20 protein-coding genes are annotated in these 17,408 nt (G+C 54.7%); 5 read left to right on the top strand and 15 right to left on the bottom strand.

Annotated features, from left to right (window positions below; all coding sequences use genetic code 11):
* Positions 1-7 precede the first annotated feature (7 nt).
* Both JIN85_RS09290 and JIN85_RS09295 read right to left on the bottom strand, forming a co-directional pair.
* Positions 8-1,033, bottom strand: coding sequence for a M23 family metallopeptidase (locus JIN85_RS09290; RefSeq protein ID WP_200269928.1), 1,026 nt, complete (start codon positions 1,031-1,033; stop codon positions 8-10).
* A gap of 20 nt (positions 1,034-1,053) precedes the next feature.
* Entirely contained in the window at positions 1,054-1,548 is a 495-nt protein-coding gene (locus JIN85_RS09295) for a hypothetical protein (protein WP_200269929.1), read from the bottom strand.
* Between the two features lie 101 nt (positions 1,549-1,649).
* Here JIN85_RS09295 and obgE point away from each other — a divergent pair, with 101 nt between their 5' ends.
* Both obgE and JIN85_RS09305 read left to right on the top strand, forming a co-directional pair.
* Entirely contained in the window at positions 1,650-2,702 is a 1,053-nt protein-coding gene (gene obgE, locus JIN85_RS09300) for a GTPase ObgE (RefSeq protein ID WP_200269931.1), read from the top strand.
* A gap of 6 nt (positions 2,703-2,708) precedes the next feature.
* Complete coding sequence (locus JIN85_RS09305; protein WP_200269933.1) at positions 2,709-3,074, top strand: gamma-glutamylcyclotransferase family protein; 366 nt, start codon at positions 2,709-2,711, stop codon at positions 3,072-3,074.
* Between the two features lie 76 nt (positions 3,075-3,150).
* Here the strand turns inward: JIN85_RS09305 and JIN85_RS09310 are convergent, their stop codons facing one another.
* From JIN85_RS09310 to JIN85_RS09355, 10 genes are all read right to left on the bottom strand, one after another.
* Positions 3,151-4,473, bottom strand: a complete 1,323-nt coding sequence (locus JIN85_RS09310) for a CCA tRNA nucleotidyltransferase (protein WP_200269935.1) — start codon at positions 4,471-4,473, stop codon at positions 3,151-3,153.
* A gap of 95 nt (positions 4,474-4,568) precedes the next feature.
* A complete protein-coding gene (locus tag JIN85_RS09315) occupies positions 4,569-4,982 on the bottom strand; it encodes a hypothetical protein (RefSeq protein ID WP_200269937.1) in 414 nt (137 codons plus the stop codon).
* 95 nt (positions 4,983-5,077) lie between these two features.
* A complete protein-coding gene (locus tag JIN85_RS09320) occupies positions 5,078-5,932 on the bottom strand; it encodes a sugar phosphate isomerase/epimerase family protein (protein ID WP_200269939.1) in 855 nt (284 codons plus the stop codon).
* A 7-nt stretch (positions 5,933-5,939) separates the two neighbouring features.
* The gene (locus JIN85_RS09325) at positions 5,940-6,995 is read right to left on the bottom strand and encodes a Gfo/Idh/MocA family protein (protein WP_200269940.1); all 1,056 of its coding nucleotides are present in this window, start codon (positions 6,993-6,995) and stop codon (positions 5,940-5,942) included.
* 4 nt (positions 6,996-6,999) lie between these two features.
* Positions 7,000-8,622, bottom strand: coding sequence for a divalent metal cation transporter (locus JIN85_RS09330; RefSeq protein WP_200269942.1), 1,623 nt, complete (start codon positions 8,620-8,622; stop codon positions 7,000-7,002).
* A 22-nt stretch (positions 8,623-8,644) separates the two neighbouring features.
* A complete protein-coding gene (locus tag JIN85_RS09335; RefSeq protein ID WP_200270012.1) occupies positions 8,645-9,415 on the bottom strand; it encodes an SDR family oxidoreductase in 771 nt (256 codons plus the stop codon).
* An 11-nt stretch (positions 9,416-9,426) separates the two neighbouring features.
* The gene (locus tag JIN85_RS09340) at positions 9,427-10,749 is read right to left on the bottom strand and encodes a glucuronate isomerase (protein WP_200269944.1); all 1,323 of its coding nucleotides are present in this window, start codon (positions 10,747-10,749) and stop codon (positions 9,427-9,429) included.
* Complete coding sequence (locus tag JIN85_RS09345) at positions 10,740-11,807, bottom strand: Ldh family oxidoreductase (RefSeq protein WP_200269946.1); 1,068 nt, start codon at positions 11,805-11,807, stop codon at positions 10,740-10,742. Before JIN85_RS09345 ends, JIN85_RS09340 begins: the two co-directional genes overlap by 10 nt.
* Positions 11,804-12,307, bottom strand: a complete 504-nt coding sequence (locus JIN85_RS09350) for a gluconokinase (protein ID WP_200269947.1) — start codon at positions 12,305-12,307, stop codon at positions 11,804-11,806. The genes JIN85_RS09345 and JIN85_RS09350 overlap by 4 nt, the downstream gene beginning before the upstream one ends.
* Positions 12,283-13,257 (bottom strand): NAD(P)-dependent oxidoreductase, encoded by a 975-nt coding sequence (locus JIN85_RS09355; RefSeq protein ID WP_200269949.1) that lies wholly within the window; start codon positions 13,255-13,257, stop codon positions 12,283-12,285. Before JIN85_RS09355 ends, JIN85_RS09350 begins: the two co-directional genes overlap by 25 nt.
* A 294-nt stretch (positions 13,258-13,551) precedes the next feature.
* Here JIN85_RS09355 and JIN85_RS09360 point away from each other — a divergent pair, with 294 nt between their 5' ends.
* Together JIN85_RS09360 and JIN85_RS09365 are read left to right on the top strand one after the other, a co-directional pair.
* Complete coding sequence (locus JIN85_RS09360; RefSeq protein ID WP_200269951.1) at positions 13,552-14,013, top strand: alpha/beta hydrolase; 462 nt, start codon at positions 13,552-13,554, stop codon at positions 14,011-14,013.
* The gene (locus JIN85_RS09365; RefSeq protein WP_325108875.1) at positions 13,949-14,248 is read left to right on the top strand and encodes a serine aminopeptidase domain-containing protein; all 300 of its coding nucleotides are present in this window, start codon (positions 13,949-13,951) and stop codon (positions 14,246-14,248) included. The genes JIN85_RS09360 and JIN85_RS09365 overlap by 65 nt, the downstream gene beginning before the upstream one ends.
* A gap of 99 nt (positions 14,249-14,347) precedes the next feature.
* On the opposite strand, the gene JIN85_RS09370 is transcribed toward JIN85_RS09365, so the two are convergent.
* The 3 genes from JIN85_RS09370 to JIN85_RS09380 form a co-directional block, all read right to left on the bottom strand.
* Positions 14,348-15,364, bottom strand: a complete 1,017-nt coding sequence (locus JIN85_RS09370; protein ID WP_200269955.1) for a glutamine synthetase beta-grasp domain-containing protein — start codon at positions 15,362-15,364, stop codon at positions 14,348-14,350.
* Between the two features lie 162 nt (positions 15,365-15,526).
* A complete protein-coding gene (locus tag JIN85_RS09375; protein ID WP_200269957.1) occupies positions 15,527-16,354 on the bottom strand; it encodes a PP2C family protein-serine/threonine phosphatase in 828 nt (275 codons plus the stop codon).
* Positions 16,351-16,767 (bottom strand): BUD32 family EKC/KEOPS complex subunit, encoded by a 417-nt coding sequence (locus JIN85_RS09380; RefSeq protein WP_234047336.1) that lies wholly within the window; start codon positions 16,765-16,767, stop codon positions 16,351-16,353. The genes JIN85_RS09375 and JIN85_RS09380 overlap by 4 nt, the downstream gene beginning before the upstream one ends.
* 144 nt (positions 16,768-16,911) lie before the next feature.
* On the opposite strand from JIN85_RS09380, the gene JIN85_RS09385 reads away from it, so the two are divergent.
* Positions 16,912-17,346 (top strand): YlbF/YmcA family competence regulator, encoded by a 435-nt coding sequence (locus tag JIN85_RS09385; protein ID WP_200269958.1) that lies wholly within the window; start codon positions 16,912-16,914, stop codon positions 17,344-17,346.
* Positions 17,347-17,408 lie beyond the last annotated feature (62 nt).

The raw sequence follows: 17,408 nt of genomic DNA on the forward strand, positions 1-17,408 counted from the left end.
TGAAAGGTTACTTCGCATCGGGGAAATCATCGGTGATCAAGGAAACCAAATCCTTCCCGAGATTCGTCAACGAGGCGCGGTTGCCTTCGCCGACGATCAACCCACGGGTCAAGTATTTCTGCGGGATGGTGGATGGGCGGATCTGAATCACGAGCGGCGATGTTACCTCGCGCTGGCTGGCGACGAAGGCGATGGGATGGCCGGTTTCGCTGAAGCTGATTTCCCAGGATTTGGCATTGCTGGTGTCGCCCGATGCGATCCACGGATAGCGTTTGACGAAATCAGGAACGCCGGTGAATGGGATGGCGACCTTGAAATAAACCGGTGTCTTGAGAATGAACTGACTGAATGTCAGATCCGGATTTGCCTGATGCTCAAGGAAAAAGCGTGAAACTTCCACGCCCGACAAGTTCATGCCATTGTAGACGCCATGATAGTTGGTGCCGCCGGAATGGGTTTTGAACCAACTTTCGTAGCGGGTGCTCATGAGGAACGCCAATTCCAGGTGCACGTGGGCGCGGGTGCGATTGATGCCAGCCCCGGTGTAGCCCATTTGGCCAAGAACGGATCCGCATTTCACGACGTCGCCTGGTTTGCAGGTGATTTGTGAAAGGTGAGCGTAGAGGGAATACACCGATGAGTTCTCCCAGCGGTGTTCCACCACGATGTATTTTCCGTAATTGCTGCGTCCGGCAATCGGGCTCGTGTGGACCACCGTGCCATCCGCGATGGCGCTTACGAGATCCAGAGGATTGCCTGCCTTGTCGCGTTTGACCGGCTTGATGTCGATTCCTTCGTGAAATTTGGTCAGCACCAGTTCGCCATTCACCCGGATGGGGGTGCGGACATAGCCGAAGGCCCCGCCTTCCCAGGGTTTCGAAGTCACGCCGTCGATCGTGCGATCCACGTATTGGAAAAATTGGTCGGGCTCTCCGGTGAGCAGATGGTGGTTATCGGTGGGGAGTCGCAGCTCGATGGATTGGGCTCTGAGCGCGCCGCTTAGGCTGGCCAGAACGACGAGAATGCGGAGCATTCGTGAGGGCATGTCAGTCTTTATTTCTTATTTCCCTTAGGCTTCTTCTGGCCAATCCGCGGGATGATTTTATCGAAGGCATTGATGTCATCCAGGGTGACATCGCGCCAGATGACGATGACGCCATCCTTGATTGCCTTATCGATAATCACAGCATCGACAAAGCGCCCATTGACCTGCGCGCACATCATTTTCCCCTCGTTTGCCAGCGAAATGGCTTCGTAGCGCTGGGCGGCGTTTTCCTTCAGTTTGAAAACTATGCCGTAGGTGGATTCGTCGTCGGCGGGAAATGGTGCCATGTTTTCAATGTCCCGGACGGAAAAGTCAGGCACGCGGCGGAAATATTTCGTGCTGCCATCTGGCATCTTGAACGGAACAATCATCTTCGGATTGTCGGAGGCTTCTGTCTCGACGTGGAAGGAGATGGAGAGCTTTTCGTCCGCTTTTCCTCCAGCGCGCGCGCCGCAAATGGAGAGGGCGATCATAGCGATCAGAACCGTGATTCGTTGGAACATGGGCGGATTCAAGCATACTTGGAGCGCGCAGAAAGCAAAATCGGGGGCATGACGCACACCATTGCCGTTGACCGGGGCCGCTGGGATGGCAACTGTGCTCCATGTTTATCGATCACATCCGTATTTTTGCGAAGGCCGGCGACGGCGGCGATGGCGTCGTTTCGTGGCGCCGCGAGAAATTCGTGCCCAAAGGTGGCCCGGATGGAGGCGATGGCGGGGCCGGCGGCGATATCATCCTCGTCGTGGACCCATCGACAGACAATCTCCGCCAATACCACTACGATCCGAAATTGGTCGCCGATGACGGCAAGAACGGCGCGGGCGGTCGCAAAACCGGCAAGGGCGGCAAGAAAGTCTACGGCAAAGTTCCTCCAGGCACCGTGGTGTATCGGAGCAACGCCACCACCGTGCAGGAAGCGGTTGATTTCGAACGCAGTGACGAAGGGATCGATTTGGAGCCGGTCGCGGATTTGACCGAGGACGGTCAGGAGTTCGTGCTTTGCAAAGGCGGCGAGCCAGGCAAGGGGAACTGGAATTTCAAAACCGCAACCAACCGCGCTCCAACCGAGCACACCCTCGGCACACCCGGCGATCAGGGAGTTTTCTATCTGGAACTGCGTCGTATTGCCGATGCGGGCTTCGTCGGATTCCCAAATGCCGGGAAATCGACCCTGCTGGGTAAACTTTCCGCCGCGAAGCCGAAGGTGGCGTCTTATCCGTTCACCACCTTGCAGCCGATGGTTGGAGTGGTGGAATTCCCAGGCTTTCGCCGCTGCACGCTGGCGGATATTCCTGGTTTGATCGAAGGCGCGCACGCGAATCGCGGGCTCGGCCACGAGTTCCTTCGCCACATCACCCGCTGCCGCGTGCTGCTGTTTGTGTTGGACATGGCCGGAAGTGAAGGTCGCGATCCGATTACCGATTTGGAAATCCTCCGCCGCGAGGTGAAGGAATATGATGAAGAATTGGCACGCTTCCCATGGAAGGTGATTGCCAACAAAATGGACATGGAGGGGGCTGCTGAAAATCTGGAATTATTCCGCCAGCGTTTCCCGAATGCCGATGTGGTCGCGATTTCCGCCGAATCTGGTGATGGATTGGACGATCTGAAGCAAATGCTCGATAACGAAGTCGGGTATCGGTTTGTGAAGTAAGCTGTCATGGCCGAGCTGGTTTTCGTCTACGGCACCCTGAGAAAAGGCGGCTCGAATGAGTTTCGCATGGAGGGGTGCCGACTGATCGGCTCGGCGACCGTGGCAGGCTCGATTTATCGGATCGATTGGTATCCCGGACTGCTTCTGCATTCGGGAAATGGGCAAGTGCGTGGCGAAGTCTACGAAGTCGGTGCAGCGTCATTGAAAGACCTCGATGCCTATGAAGGGGATGAATACCGCCGCTTGAAAGCGAAGGCTCAGCTTCAGGATGGAACTCTTCAGGAGGTATGGCTCTGGGAATGGCTGGGTGAGGTGGACCCAGCCGCAAAAATCACCACCGGTGATTGGCTTGATCAATCTGGAGTGGACTAGGGCAAGGATGGGCGAAGTTCCAGCGCTTGACTGCTTCCTTCCAAGCTCAACTCAACGGTAAATTCACCATGGCGGTTTACTCGCTTTTTTCCGCCAATTGATGGGCGAGACTCAACGCTTCATCCCTGTCTCGGAGTTTGCCTTCGAGCTGCTCGGTCTGGATGGATTCGAGGATTTCTTTGAACGCCGGGCCTGGTTTCATGCCCATGTCGATCAAATCGCGACCGGTCACAAAAGGGGCGGGGATTAATGGTTGGGCGGCGAATTCCTCGGCTTTTGCCAGCAGGAATTCGTAGTTGTCCGTAAAACCATTGGATGAGCCGCAGTCGACCCGATGCAGCTCCATTTCTTTTTCGAAAGTTGGCTCCGCCATGAAGCGCTTCAATTTCGCGGTGCGCATCTGCTGCACGTTCATGAATTGCATGTGGCGGGCAACCATCGTGGTGGCAGCTTCAATGATGGAGTTCGGATATTTCAGGCGCTGGAGTATCTCGGTTGCCATTGTCGCGCCCATCGCATCGTGACCGTTGAAACGGATTCGATTCGCCTCTTCATCGAAGGTGCGGGTGGGAGGCTTGGCGATGTCGTGGAGCAGAACTCCCAGGCAGAGATCGAGTGGCGCATCCGGCTGCAGCATTTCCAACATGATGCAGGTGTGCGTGTAGACGTCACCCTCGGGATGCCATTCCGGCGGTTGTTCGCAGCCGATGGTTGCCAGAAATTCCGGCACGATGAATGGCATCAATCCGGTATCGATCAACAGCTCGATTCCCTTGCGTCGATTTGGTCCGGTGATGATTCTGGAAAATTCGTCGCGGATGCGTTCCGGTGAGATTTTCTCTAACAACCCGGCATGCTCGCGAATTGCACTCAAGGTTTTGCCTTCGATCGAAAAGCCCAACCGGGTGGAAAACCGGACCGCTCTCAGCAGCCGCAGCGCATCTTCTTGAAACCGTTCAGCCGGATTGCCGATTGCTCGCAAAACGCGGCTCTCCAAGTCAGCGAGCCCCTCGACGAAGTCGATGATTTCTCCACTTTCGGGATCTTCGAACAAGCCATTGATGGTGAAGTCCCGGCGCTTGGCGTCCTCAGCCGGCGTTGAGAACGTTACCGAATCAGGGCGTCTGCCATCCCTGTAACTGCCGTCGGTCCTGAACGTCGCAATCTCCACGGCCTCACCGTGAAACTTGCAAATGACCACGCCAAAATGGGCGCCGACTTCGTTGCCGCCGGGGAATAGGGCGATCACTTCCTCTGGAGTGGCTGAGGTGGCGATGTCATAATCCTTTGGCTCGTGGCCCAGTAATTTGTCGCGGACGCAGCCTCCCGCAAACAAGGCCTTGTGGCCCGCGGCTGTGAGAATTTTGGAAAAATGGAGGGCAGCGTCTCGCGCAGACATGATGGGATCATTCTACAGCAAGTTTGCCGCGTCCAATCCCGAACTCTAGAGCGGATGAAAATTTCACCTGTTAGGAGGAATCTCAAATGCGAAGATCAGTAGCTGTTCGCGAGTAAAATGGCGACGGTGGCCCCACCTAGAATCGCGAGGACGATGTTCATCTTTCCGACGCGGTCGAGCTTTTGCGTATGGATGTAACCTTCCTGAGCAATCAGACATCGGAAGATGATCAGGCAATTCGCGATGGGAGCTAGTAGTAGAAACGACAGTTTCGGATTCATGCCGATATTCTTCAGCCGAAGGTAGGCCGGGAGAATCCCTGCAAAGAGCCAAAACCATGGATTGCCGAAAAACTCTCCACGTTTGATCAGATAAGATCCAGTGATTGCAATCCCAAGCATAAACCCGAAGAAAGTCAGTCGCCCAATGCCTCCGAATTTCTGATGAGGCTGTGAAATCGGATCTTGCCCCGAATCGAAGCTGTTAGGAGTTGCGTAGGGATTGCTCATGCGTGCTCGGGCGAACCTGAACAGGCACCCGGTTCATGGCCACGCCCTACGAATAGAAACCCGCTAGCAGCTCCGAATGTTTCCAGAACCGACGACTAAATCAGCAGCTCCAGCTGACGGCCGTATTCAACATAAGATTGGTAACATTGATCCCAATCAATTTCGTCCGCTTTGGCGTGGAAGACGGTGGCGACGTGGGGTTCAATCGCAATAAACCCATCGTAGCCACTGCTTTTCAGATCGCTGAGAATCGCGGGAACATAAGCCTGGCCATCACCGGGAAAGACGTATTCCGGCTCTTCGCCGTCCGCTTTTGGGTTGCGGCAATCCTTGATGTGGACGTGGACGATGTGTTCGCGGATCGCTTGATAGAACATCCAAGCGTCCTGCCACGGTTGTGGTTCCGGCTGGGAGCGATCGCGTTGAAACACGGGATTGCCGGTGTCGAAGATGAGTTTGAGTCCGGGCACTTCTTCTAACAATCGCAGCGTGTGTTGGCTCGAAAACCCACCGTAGTTCATGCAGTTTTCGTGAGCGGTGACAATTCCTTCGTCGGTGAAGCGCTTGGTGATTTCGCGCAGGCGGCGGAACCGCTCTTGTTCCAGCTGGTCCTCACCCCATGGTTTCTGGGCGTAGGACATGATGCGGACAATCTTCGTGCCTAGCCGGTGCATGCGTGAAATGCAGCGTTCCACTTCGCCGAGCGTGATCTCGAAATCGCTCTCAATGGATTTGGACCAACTGCCGATCAGCGAGCCGAACTCGGCGATTTGGATGCCAGATGTTTCGAGCTGCGAGAGGGCGGCTTCAAAGTCCGAGTCGGACAGATCATGGATGTTTTTTCCATCGATGCCGCGGGCGGAAATGTATTTCCATCCAAGTTCCTGAGTGGCCTTGATCTGGGTGGCGAGATCCTTGCCCGCTTCGTCGGCGAATCCTGTGAGTTTCATCAATTTGTTAGATGGTTGCGAGTTCGATCCATTGACCGTTGTTACGGGCACTCTCGTAGATGGCGCAGATGAGGGAAACCGCTTTTTTTGCTTCCGCTCCATTCACGGAGGGTTGTCTGCCTTCTTCGATGGCGGCGACAACTTCTTCAAAATTCCGCTGGTGCCCGGTGAAATTGATGGCTTTGGGATCGTTCGCGCCCAAGCCGGAGCTGCTGCCTGTCATGAGATGCTGGTGGATGTAATCATCATCGGTTTGGGGTTCGGCAAAGTCCCACACTTTGAATGCTTCATCGGCGAGAAACACGCTTCCCTTGTCGCCGCAGATGTTGACCTCGGCTGGATGTCCCGTGCTCGAATAGCAGGCGGTAGATCCTTGGATGACCCCGCGGGCACCATTTTCAAATTCGAGAATCGCGACAGCGGTATCTTCAACTTCGATGTTTTCGTGGGCGATGCACGCCATCGATCCACTGACGCGTTTCACCGGACCGACGATGTGAATGAGCTGATCGATGATGTGAATGGACTGATTCATCAGGGCACCTCCGCCATCGAGAGCCCAGGTGCCGCGCCAACCCGCTGAGTCGTAGTATTGCTGGGTGCGGAACCATTTGATCGATGCTTCGACCAGACTGAGCTTGCCGAACCGGCCTTGCTCGACTGCCTGCTTGAGCCGGACGACGGATTCGTTGAAGCGCCGGTTGAGAATGGCCGCGAGCACCACACCATTTTTTTCAGCGGCAGCGATCAGCGGGTCGATTCGCTCTGGAGTTACCTCCAGCGGCTTCTCGCAGATCACGTGCTTTCCTGCATTCAGTGCGGCAAGCACGGATTCGTAGTGGGCGCCGGACGGGGTGCCGATGGTGACGATGTCGAGCTCCGGGTCTGCTAGAAATGCTTCCAGTGTTTGATAACTGACGATGCCGTTTTCCTTTGCAAATGCCACGGCTTTTTCGGAGTTCCGATTGTAGCAGGAGTGGAGGGTGCCGCCATCCATGGCTTCGATCGCCTTGGCATGGAAATTGGCAATCATGCCTGTGCCGATGATTCCAAATTTTTTCATAATCTTATCTAACAGCTTGGTTGCGCTTGTTGAAGCCAAGGATGCCGATGACGGCGAGTGCGATCAATGCTGCAACCCCAAGGTAGCCGGGAAGCTTTTGGGACAGCAGTGCCCAAATGGATGCGAATGAGGCAAGCGCGGTGGAAATGATCATCAGCAGGTTGATGAACAGTCGGTTTTTCGGAAGGTTCTCGCCCAATGCCGAGCGTGAGTTCATCAGTAGGAGAAATCCAAGATAGGCAATCGGAAGCAGCGTGGTTGCGATCACCGCCGCGGGGATTTGCAATGCGGCTTTTGCCCCACTATCCCAGAGAACGGGTGATAGGAAACCGGCGATGGCAGGCATCGAAGCACCCAGAATAAAGACTTTGGGATTTCCCACGCGGTTCAGCGCCTCGCTGATGGCATAGCCGTTCATGATCATGTGAACGAGAAGCGTGGAGACGGCCATGGCCAAAACTCCGATGCCGAAAATGAATTGTGACTTGTTGCCAAGAAACGGCTCCAAGGATTGCGCCAAGTTTTTCGCATCGCGGTTGGCCAGCATTGCGGCGAGCTGCTTGTCGCTGGTTGCCGCTGCGTTGCGTAGTGTTTGTTTTTCCGGATCGGCCAAGTTGTTAAAGTTGCTGTTCGTCGAGGCAATCTGGCGATCGAGAACCGAATAGTAGCTTTTTTCCATGGCCGGCAAAGGTGTCCCATCGGCTGTTAGAACGTCTTTGGTCTGGGCGTGAAATGATGCGGCGGATGCGATCACCAAGGCAGAGATCCCGAGCACAAAGGGGAGGAAGAGGCCCAACACCAAATCAAATCGAGACAACTCACGGTGCTCTTTTCCCCAGCCTTTATTTCTCAAACTGTAGGGTAGCAGGAAGGTCATGTTGATGCCGACTGCGGTGCCAAAGGCGGCGATGATTTTGTCACGCTGCTGGCTCATGACGTATTGAGTCCAGTAACCGGCGTGCTCGCCAGTTTTTGCGATGGCTGCAGCGATGTGCTCCGTGGGACGGAAGAGAGCGCTGAAGTTCGGGATATAACCCGCGATGATGCTTTTCCAGGGCACCGCTCCGGTGCTTAACAAGGTGATGGCAACTCCCATGAATGAAAGCACGATGATGCCGACGAGGAGTTTGAGAATGTTATCGATCAGCCGGGATGCGCGTTCGTTTTTTTGCGAAAGCGAGATCAGGCACATCGCGATGATGAAGATCGACCCAGTGATGACATAGGGGTTGGCATTGACTCCCAGATTGTCCTCCAGGGCACCACGTCCCAGGGAAAACTGCGCTGCGCAAAAAACCGTGTCTGCGATGACCGTGGCGACCAGCCATCCCCAGGCGAGCAGTGGAGAGACTTTTTTCTCCATAACCCGGAATGGTCGCTCATCCGTAGACAAGGTCACATAGCCGATGGCCGAAAGCATGACGATGCCACAAAGCATGGCCAATGGCTGAAGCCAAAGGAAATCGTAGCCGCCAATCACTCCAAGGTAGAGGGCTCCGACCAATGAGCCACCGCCGAGGGTGACCGCTGCCTGAACCCAACCTGGGCCAGACATCTTCGTGTAAATTGCGAGTTTTGTTAGAAAATTCCCGTGCAGGGCCTTTTCCAATTCTTGAGGGTTTTTCATGGGTTTGAAAAGGATCGGACTTTTAAATGCTCATGGCGTGATATCCTCCATCGACGATGAGTTCGTGTCCGGTGATGAAGCTGCCGGCTTGATTGGAGGCTAGCAAAATGGTCGCGCCGATGAGTTCATCGGGAGAACCAAATCGATCCATCGGGGTGTGGTTCATGATCGCTGCAACGCGTGATTCATCGAGGACGCTGCGATTTTGTTCTGCGGGGAAAAAGCCAGGCACGAGGGTGTTGACCCGGATCTTTTTGTCGGCCCATTCGCGGGCGAGGTTTTTGCTCAGGTTGTGCAGAGCCGCTTTCGATGCCGAATAGGAAAAGACGCGTGACAGGGGACCCAGGCCAGAGATCGAGCCAAGGTTGATAATGCTGCCGGATAGATCATGATCCAGCCAGTATTTGGCAAATACCTGACAAGCCACCAGCGTGGCTGTTAGATTGACATTGAGAATGCGCTCAAACTCTTCAGTTGAAATATCAAGTATCGGAGTCGCCGCGTTGATGCCTGCTCCATTGATGAGAATATCCACCGAACCAAACCGGGCGAGCACGGTATCGAGTAAGGTTTTGATCGACCCGCGATCGGCAACATCAGCTTCGATGAAGTGCGCGTTGTCGCCAATCATGGCGATGCGTTGGGCTGCTTTTTCAGCATTCCGCCCAACGAGGACGACGGTGGCACCAGCCTGGGCAAGACCGAAGGCCATGTGGCTGCAGAGTTCGCCGGTTCCGCCAATGACAACGGCGGTCTTACCTTCGAGGGTGAAAAGTTTTTCCAAATAATGCATGTTGAAATAGGTCAAGCGATGGGTTGGGACCAGTTGAAGTAACTGGCGGCGTTATGATAACAAATGTTCGCAACCAGAGATTGCAGATCATCAAGATCAGAAGGGATTTCTCCAGCTTCAACTGCGCTGCCAAGATATTGGCATAACAATCTCCGGTAGTAGTCGTGGCGAACGTAGGAAGTGAATGAACGGGAATCCGTGAGCATGCCAACCGAGGTGCCGAGTGCGCCGAGGCTGGCGACAAGTTCGATTTGTTCGAGAATCCCTTTCTTGTGATCCAAGTGCCACCAGGCCGGGCCATATTGCAGTTTTCCGGCACACAGGGAGTTCTGGAAATTCTGCAGCGCGCAGCAAATGGCGGCACTTTCGTTGGGATTGAGATTGTAGACGATCACCCGTCCCAATGAATCGTTTTTTTGCAGTTCGTCCAAGGCCGCAATCAAAGGCGCAGTTTGCGGCCAGGACCCCATGGTGTCGAATCCGCTGTCTCTTCCAGTAATTGCAAACATCGAGCTGTTTACATTTCGTTGCGGACCGAGATGAAGTTGCATGGTCCAGCCTTTGTCATGATTCCAACGGGCGATGTGTTGGAATACCTCAAAGGCTGCTGTTCCGGGAACTGGCATGCTGGAAAGTCCGTGGTCGGAGAGCCGGCATCCCTGATCGTGGAAATACTGGTGACGTAGTTGCAGGGCTTTGATGAGGGAAGCCTGGTCTTCGATGGCAAAGCCTACGATTCCTGCGAGTTCGAGCTTGGCATCAGGGGTCGGTTCGAGAAAACGGTCAGGCCGGAATGTTGGAAAGACCTGAATGCCATCGTTTGCTGCCTGGATCGCGGCGTGGGTGCTCAGGTCCGCACAAGGGTCATCCGTGGTGCAGACCACGCGGACTTTGAATTTGCTCAGGAGCCCTCGGACGCTGAGTTGCGGATCATTGGCAATGATTTCATTGGCCCGATCCCAGATGGTGCGGGCATTTTTTTCGTTCAATGTATCATCGATGCCGAAGATGCTGCGCAATTCCATGTGAGCCCATTGATGGACTGGATTCGCGATCGCCAATGGCATGATGCGGGCGAATGCGTGGAATTTTTCCCAAGGAGTCGCATCACCCGTGATGAATTTTTCTGCAACGCCGCAGGCACGCATCAGCCGCCATTTGTAGTGGTCGTGTGCGAGCCACAATTCGGCTAAATCGGAAAATCGACGATCTTCGAGGATCGCCTGCTGATCCAGGTGCGTGTGGAAATCGATGATCGGTAACGCAGCCGCAGTTTCATGATAGAGCTTGCGGGCGGTTTTTGTTTCCAGGAAAAAGTCGGGATTCAGGAACATGGCTTGAGGGCTGGAAGGCCGAGTTTTGCTGCGATCTCGTTGAGTTCTGTCAATTCCGCGTCGGTGAACAGGAGGCCACCAGCTTCTTCGGAACGTTTGGCGGCGGCCGCCTCCAATTGGCCTGGCAAGATCGACTTCTCGTTACCAGTTGTTAGAATGTTATCAATGACCGCCTTGATGTTTTCGGACTGGGTTCTGCCTTGAGCAAACGCTCCCGCGTTCAGCGCGTCCGGATGAATGATCTGGAAGAAAAATGAGGTGCTGTTTTTTTCGTCTTCGGATGGCGACTTTCTGCCACGATGAAGTGGGAGTGAACCGCCGATGAATGCCGCGGTGAGTTCGTTGATCAGCGACATGCCATAGCCCTTGTGCGCGCCGAATGGCAGTAGCGCGGAAACCTGGTTGGGGTCGGTGGTCGGATTTCCGTCTTGATCGACAGCGGCATTTGGCGGGAGCGTTCCTCCTTCACGCTTGAGCTGCTGGACGCGTCCCATGGCGACCGTGGAGGTGGCCCAGTCGATGCAGATCGGGAAGCCGATAGCTTCGGTGGTAGGCAGGCCCCAGCTGTGCGGATTGGTGCCGAGGGTGGGGGTTTTGCCCATGAAAGGGACGACTTCTGCCAAAGTCGACGTGCAGTTGGTGTAGGCGATGTAGCCGCGCTTTGCGGCATCGATCACATAGCCGCCGCCCCAGAGGTAGTGGAAGCAGTTGTCGACACTGACAATGCCGACGCCGAATTGTTCTGCCAGCTCGATTGCACGATCGAAGGCGCGTTTGGCGACTGCCTGGCCGAGTTTCTTGTGGCTGTTCCATACCTCCGTCGCTGCGAATCGGGTGGGGATGACTTCGATTTCCGCGCCGGGAACGCAGCCGCCTGCCTTCGAGCCAAACAGGTCATCGAGATGGAGGGCTTTGAGTGCATTGTGCGTGTTGTTGCCGTGCCAGGTGGCGGCAGCGCACATTTCAGCGGCGATCTTTGATTCGTCCGGGAGGTAGCCACGGGCCTCGTAAGCTGCCTGGACCAGAGCGTTGTGATCGGTTAGAGCAATGACGTTCATGAAATAATCTGTGAGACGATTTGTTCGGGTGAAAGATGAATGGAGATGGTTTGGAAATCGATGCTGTTGGAGTCGGGTGGTTCTAGGGTTGAAAGCTGGCTTTCGAGCAGGTTTACGCTCATGAAGTGCCCCTTTCTCTCGGTCAGTCTTTGGATCAGGATTTCACGATCTCCTTCAAGATAGACGTAAGTGGGTTTCTGCGTGGCTTGGTTCAAGGTGTCCCGGTATTTCTGCTTCAGCGCCGAGCAGGCGATGATGATCGGTTCCTGGTGCTCATCTAACAAATCACGGAGCGCGACGAGCCATCCGGCCCGATCCTCATCGTTCAGGGGAATGCCGGCCGACATCTTGGCGATATTTTCCGTAGGATGGAAATCGTCACCATCGAAGAATCTCGCACCGGTCTGGGTGGAAAGCATTTTCCCGATCGTCGATTTCCCGCATCCGCTCACCCCCATGAGGATGATGCTTCGTGTTAGCGGTTGACGATGTTTGGGCATGCGTCCGGGCCTTCGGTTAGAATTTGGATGACATTGGTGGCTGCGGTACGAGCCATTGCTGCGTTGGATTCGACCGTGTTCGACCCGATATGCGGGGTCATCAGAATGTTTGGAAGCGTGCGCAGATCTTTTTCAGGAGACTGAGGGCGGTAAGGTTCCGCTTCAAAAACGTCGAGAGCGGCGGCGCCGAGCTGTCCGCTTGTTAGCGCATCAAACAGATCATTTTCGCAGACCAGTGCGCCACGGGCGGAATTGATGAAGTAGGCACCGCGCTTCATTTTGGAGAAAAACGCCGCGTTGGCGATGTGCTTGGTGGATTCGAGAACCGGAAGCAAGGTGATGACAAAATCCGCATCGGCTAGAGCCTCATCCAACGAAGTGGTAAGCCGGGAAATGCCGTCTGCGGCGTTGTTTGTGGAATTATCGACCACATCGTAGCCAGTGACATCCATATCCAGGCCAAAGTGGAGTTTGCGCGCAAGAGTGCGGCCGATTCTGCCGCAACCAAGGATGCTGATCTTCCTTCCTTTGACTTCGATCCCGCCTTTCGGCGCCCATTGTCCGGCAGTGGTGGTTTGATGGGCGTGGTGTAGATGCCGGGCCAATGCGCCAATCATCCAAACGGCGTGCTCAGCCACAGCATTGTCCAGCACTCCCGGAGTATTGGCGACAAAGATGCCATTCTGGGTGGCGAGGGCTTTATCCACACTGTCATGACCAACTCCGTAGCGGGCAATTATCCCTCCCGATGGAAGTGATTCATATAACTCGCTGGTATAAGGATGGATATCGGCGATGAATGCCTTGATGTGATTTTCCCGAATGGCTTTGGATAATGACGGCTCGTCTTCAGCTACAGGTATAAATTGAAATCCGGTTTCCTCTTCCAACTTCTGGAAGGTCTGGCTTGCCTTAGCATAAGAAATTTCAGAAACATATACCTTTTCCATTGGCGCACTAGAGTCAATGCCCTCTGGGGGGGCAAGCTCTAAGTTTTCAACGGATTGTGCGGAACATTAGGTGAAAAAATCATGTCGGGAATGGGGGATTTTTCTCGTTTTTAAAGAGTTTATTTGGCAGATATCAAACTTTGCAATTTATGGATCATTAAGTCATTTTTCGGCATGGATTGGAGAAGATTTGTCATTGGTAGATGGAGTTGGAAGCGGCCTTTTTATTCTCTCGCTGCGGTCTATGGGTTGTTGGCGCTGTTTGCGGTGTCGTGCGCTGATAAAATAATTTTCATGCCTCAGGCTCCCTCATACAGCGATCACGAGCAGGGACTGATTCGTCTAACAACTTCTTCTAAAGAATCGGTGGCAGCGGTCTATTACCCGGCATCGCCTGGCAAACCGACCTTGATCTATGCCCATGGCAATGCGGAGGATCTGGGCCAGTCCGTCGAGTTGTATCAGGCCTGGAATGCGATGGGACTCGGCGTGTTGGCTTATGATTATCCGGGCTATGGGTTGTCCACCGGGAAACCTAGCGAGGCTTCCTGCTTCAGGGCTGCCGAGTCTGCGTGGGAATATTTAACAAAGAAGGGGATACCTGCGTCCTCGATCATCGTGGTCGGTCGGTCGATCGGTCGGCAGTGGACCGAGCACCTGGCTGGCTGCGGAAAAATCTCCAGCTGGCCTCGTGTTGATTTCTCCGTTCACTTCCACGTTTGCGGTAAAGATTCCCTGGCCGATTTTACCGGGTGATCGGTTCAAGAATCTTGAACGGATCAAGCACATGAAAACCCCGTTATTGGTGTTTCATGGCGCTGATGACCGGGTGATTCCGGTTTCGCACGGTCAAAAACTCGTCGAGTGCAGTGCATCGACGGACAAGCATTTTGAATTGATCAAAGGGGCGGGCCATAACGATCTGTTCGAGTTGGCTGGAGATCGCATCCTCATGGACGTGGCTGATTTTGCGCTGCGTGTGGCGCACTAGCTGCCAAGTGTTTGCGTAGAAATAAAAAAGCTGCCCCCTTGGAGAAGGAGGCAGCTTTTGGGAAGGGGATTCACGAACCGAGGCTCGTGCCCATTACGATCAAGGAAGCGGGACGCTGTCGATCGTGGCGAGGATGCGGGAAGCGATTTGGTATGGATCGCCTTGGGAGTTTGGACGGCGGTCTTCGAGGTAGCCCTTGTAGCCAGCGTTGACGAAGCTGTGAGGGACACGGATCGAGGAACCACGGTCTGCGATGCCGTAGCTGAACTTGTCGATCGACTGAGTTTCGTGAAGGCCGGTCAAACGCATGTGGTTGTCTGGGCCGTAAACAGCGATGTGCTCTTCGCGGTTTTCAGCGAAGGCAGCCATGAGGCTTTCGAAGTATTCCTTGCCACCGGTCGTACGCATGTACTCGGTGGAGAAGTTGGCGTGCATGCCGGAGCCGTTCCAGTCGCCTTTGATTGGCTTGCAGTGGAATTCAACGTCGATGCAGTATTTTTCGCAAAGGCGGAGAAGGATGTAGCGGGCGACCCACATTTCGTCAGCGCAACGCTTGGAGCCTTTGCCGAAGATTTGGAATTCCCATTGGCCTTTAGCAACCTCGGCGTTGATGCCTTCGTGGTTGATGCCGGCGTCGAGGCAGAGGTCGAGGTGCTCTTCAACGATTTGGCGGGCGATGTCGCCAACGTTCTTGTAGCCAACACCGGTGTAATACTCACCTTGAGGAGCTGGGAAACCATCCGCTGGGAAGCCGAGTGGGCGACCGTCTTGGTAGAAGAAGTATTCTTGCTCAAAACCGAACCATGCACCCGGATCGTCGAGAATGGTGGCGCGGGAGTTGGATGGGTGAGGGGTCACGCCATCTGGCATCATGACTTCGCACATGACGAGCACACCGTTGCGGCGGGTGGTGTCTGGGAAAACGGCGACAGGCTTCAGCATGCAGTCGGAGCTGCGGCCTTCAGCTTGTTGGGTGGAGGAACCATCAAATCCCCACTGTGGCAACTGCTCGAGAGTTGGGAAACTATCGAATTCTTTGATTTGAGTTTTGCTGCGGAGGTTTGGCACGGGGGTGTAGCCGTCGAGCCAGATGTATTCCAATTTGTATTTGGCCATGATATTTGGTTCTGAATATGTTAGCGGATTCAAACAGCTGAATTCGTTGCCTCGGTGAGCTCATCCAATTTGGCGATGGGTTCACCTTCCAGCAACGAGCGTAGCTGTCAGTGGGTTCGGAAGCAGCTGCTGTGCCAGAGGATGAGACGATCCTGGGCTGAATCAGTCTCCGCCTTTGTTCGTTGCAACCGCGATGACGGTGACCGTTGTATCGTCGATTCCCGAGTTGTCGATGGCGCGTTTCATGAGTCCCTCGACGGTCGCTGAGGGGTCTTCTTCACAGGCGGCCAATGCGTTGGAGATATGGCGCTCCCAGAGACCGTCGATCAGCCCGTCCGAGCAAATGAGAAACCGATCGCCTTCTTGATAGGGAATGGCGGCTAGATGAGGGGAGAGGTTGGCATGACCGCCGCCGATGACTTCGTAAAGAGCGGCCCTGCGCGGATGATTCCGGTATTGCACTTCACCGATGGTGCCGCGTTTCCATTCCGCCCAGGCAGCCGTGTGATCTCGGGAAATTTGGCTCAAGTTGCCTTCGCGCGACAGGTAAATCCGCGAATCTCCGGCGTTGGCCAGGTAGAGATTCTCGGGAGTGAACCAGGCGAGAGCCAGCGTGGCGGCCATTCCTTTGAGGTCGTCGGATTCAGCGCCGGCTCGATTGACCTCCTGGTGAACGGTGCGGACAGCGGACGAAAGATGCTCCAAATGGTCCGGGAAAAAGCCAGCCGCAGCCGCTTTGAACGTTTCCGGAATGATCCGCGTCATCGTCTCAAGCAGGAGTCGCGATGCGAGATCCCCCGCGTTTCCTCCTCCCATGCCGTCTGAGATGGCGAAGATCAAATCCTGGGTGCTAAGGGATCTGACACCGCGATCGGGCAGGATTTCGGCTCCTTCAACACTGGAAGCAAAGGCGATCTGCGAATCGTCGTTGCGTGGTTTGCGCGAGCCGCTGTGAGTGGCGGACGCCCAGTGAAGCGTGGCCGGTTTCACGAATTTGCAGCAGAAGTGGATTCAGCGGGATCGGGCAGAATTTCGGCCAATTCAAAATCAATCACGCAGAAGCGTCCTAGCCGGTCCGAGTAGGTGATATTTCTAGGTTCCGCATCCAGGTGGCGGACGCCGTAATCATTTTCCAGCGCGGCGAACAATCGGTCCGCTTTTTCTTTGGAGAGATTTGGGGCGGGTCGACCGCAGTTGGTGGAGACGAAGTAGTTTTCCAGCGGGTGCTCTTCCAGCAGCCGGGGGACGTAGGGGCAGCCTCGTTTTTCCAGAACTTTCAGAACTTCAACTTCTTTTGCGTAACGTTCTTCGGCATTGGTTCCACGCAGGCGTTTGTGGACGTTGCCGTGGAAATCGATCCGGACATGAGATCGAATGCCGTCTTTAAGTGGGTCGATGGACATGGGAGCTGATCGGGGGCGAAGGATCACGAAAGTTCTCAAACGCGGTTTTGTCACGCTTTTGTTGTTCGTGATTCTGCGGATTCAACTTGGCGTTTTTTCAAATGTCCTTTGCCAGAGTCGCAGTGCTCATTTATAAGTCGCGGCATGTCCACTGTCGCTGAAGAATCCGCCGTGATCGCCAAAACCAAGGAGCTGTGCGCCGAAATCGCCGCGGATCCAGAATTCATCCGCTTGCAAAAGTCGGTGGAAACGTTTTTGGGCGATGATGCGGCCCGCCTCCAATATCAGAGCGTTCACCAGCGTGGTGAAGAGCTGCACCAAAAGAAACATGCGGGAATCGAGTTGAGCGACGCGGAAATCCGCGATTTCGAAGCTGCCCGCGAAACGTTGTTCCAGAACAAAATCGTTCTCAATTTCCTCCAAGCTCAAAAGGAATTGGAAGAACTCCAGTCCGAGATTGGAAAATACGTGGGAATGACCCTCGAGCTTGGCCGTGTGCCGACCGATGAGGAAATGGAAGAAAGCCACAGTGGTGGCGGCTGCTGCGGTGGCCACGGTGGTGGTGGCTGCGGCTGCTGATCCGATTTGCACTGAAGTTTTACCGCAAACCCGCCCGAGCCTCGTGTTCCGGCGGGTTTGTT

Origin of the sequence: Luteolibacter pohnpeiensis (genome assembly GCF_016595435.1) — a bacterium.
Classification (GTDB): domain Bacteria; phylum Verrucomicrobiota; class Verrucomicrobiia; order Verrucomicrobiales; family Akkermansiaceae; genus Luteolibacter; species Luteolibacter pohnpeiensis.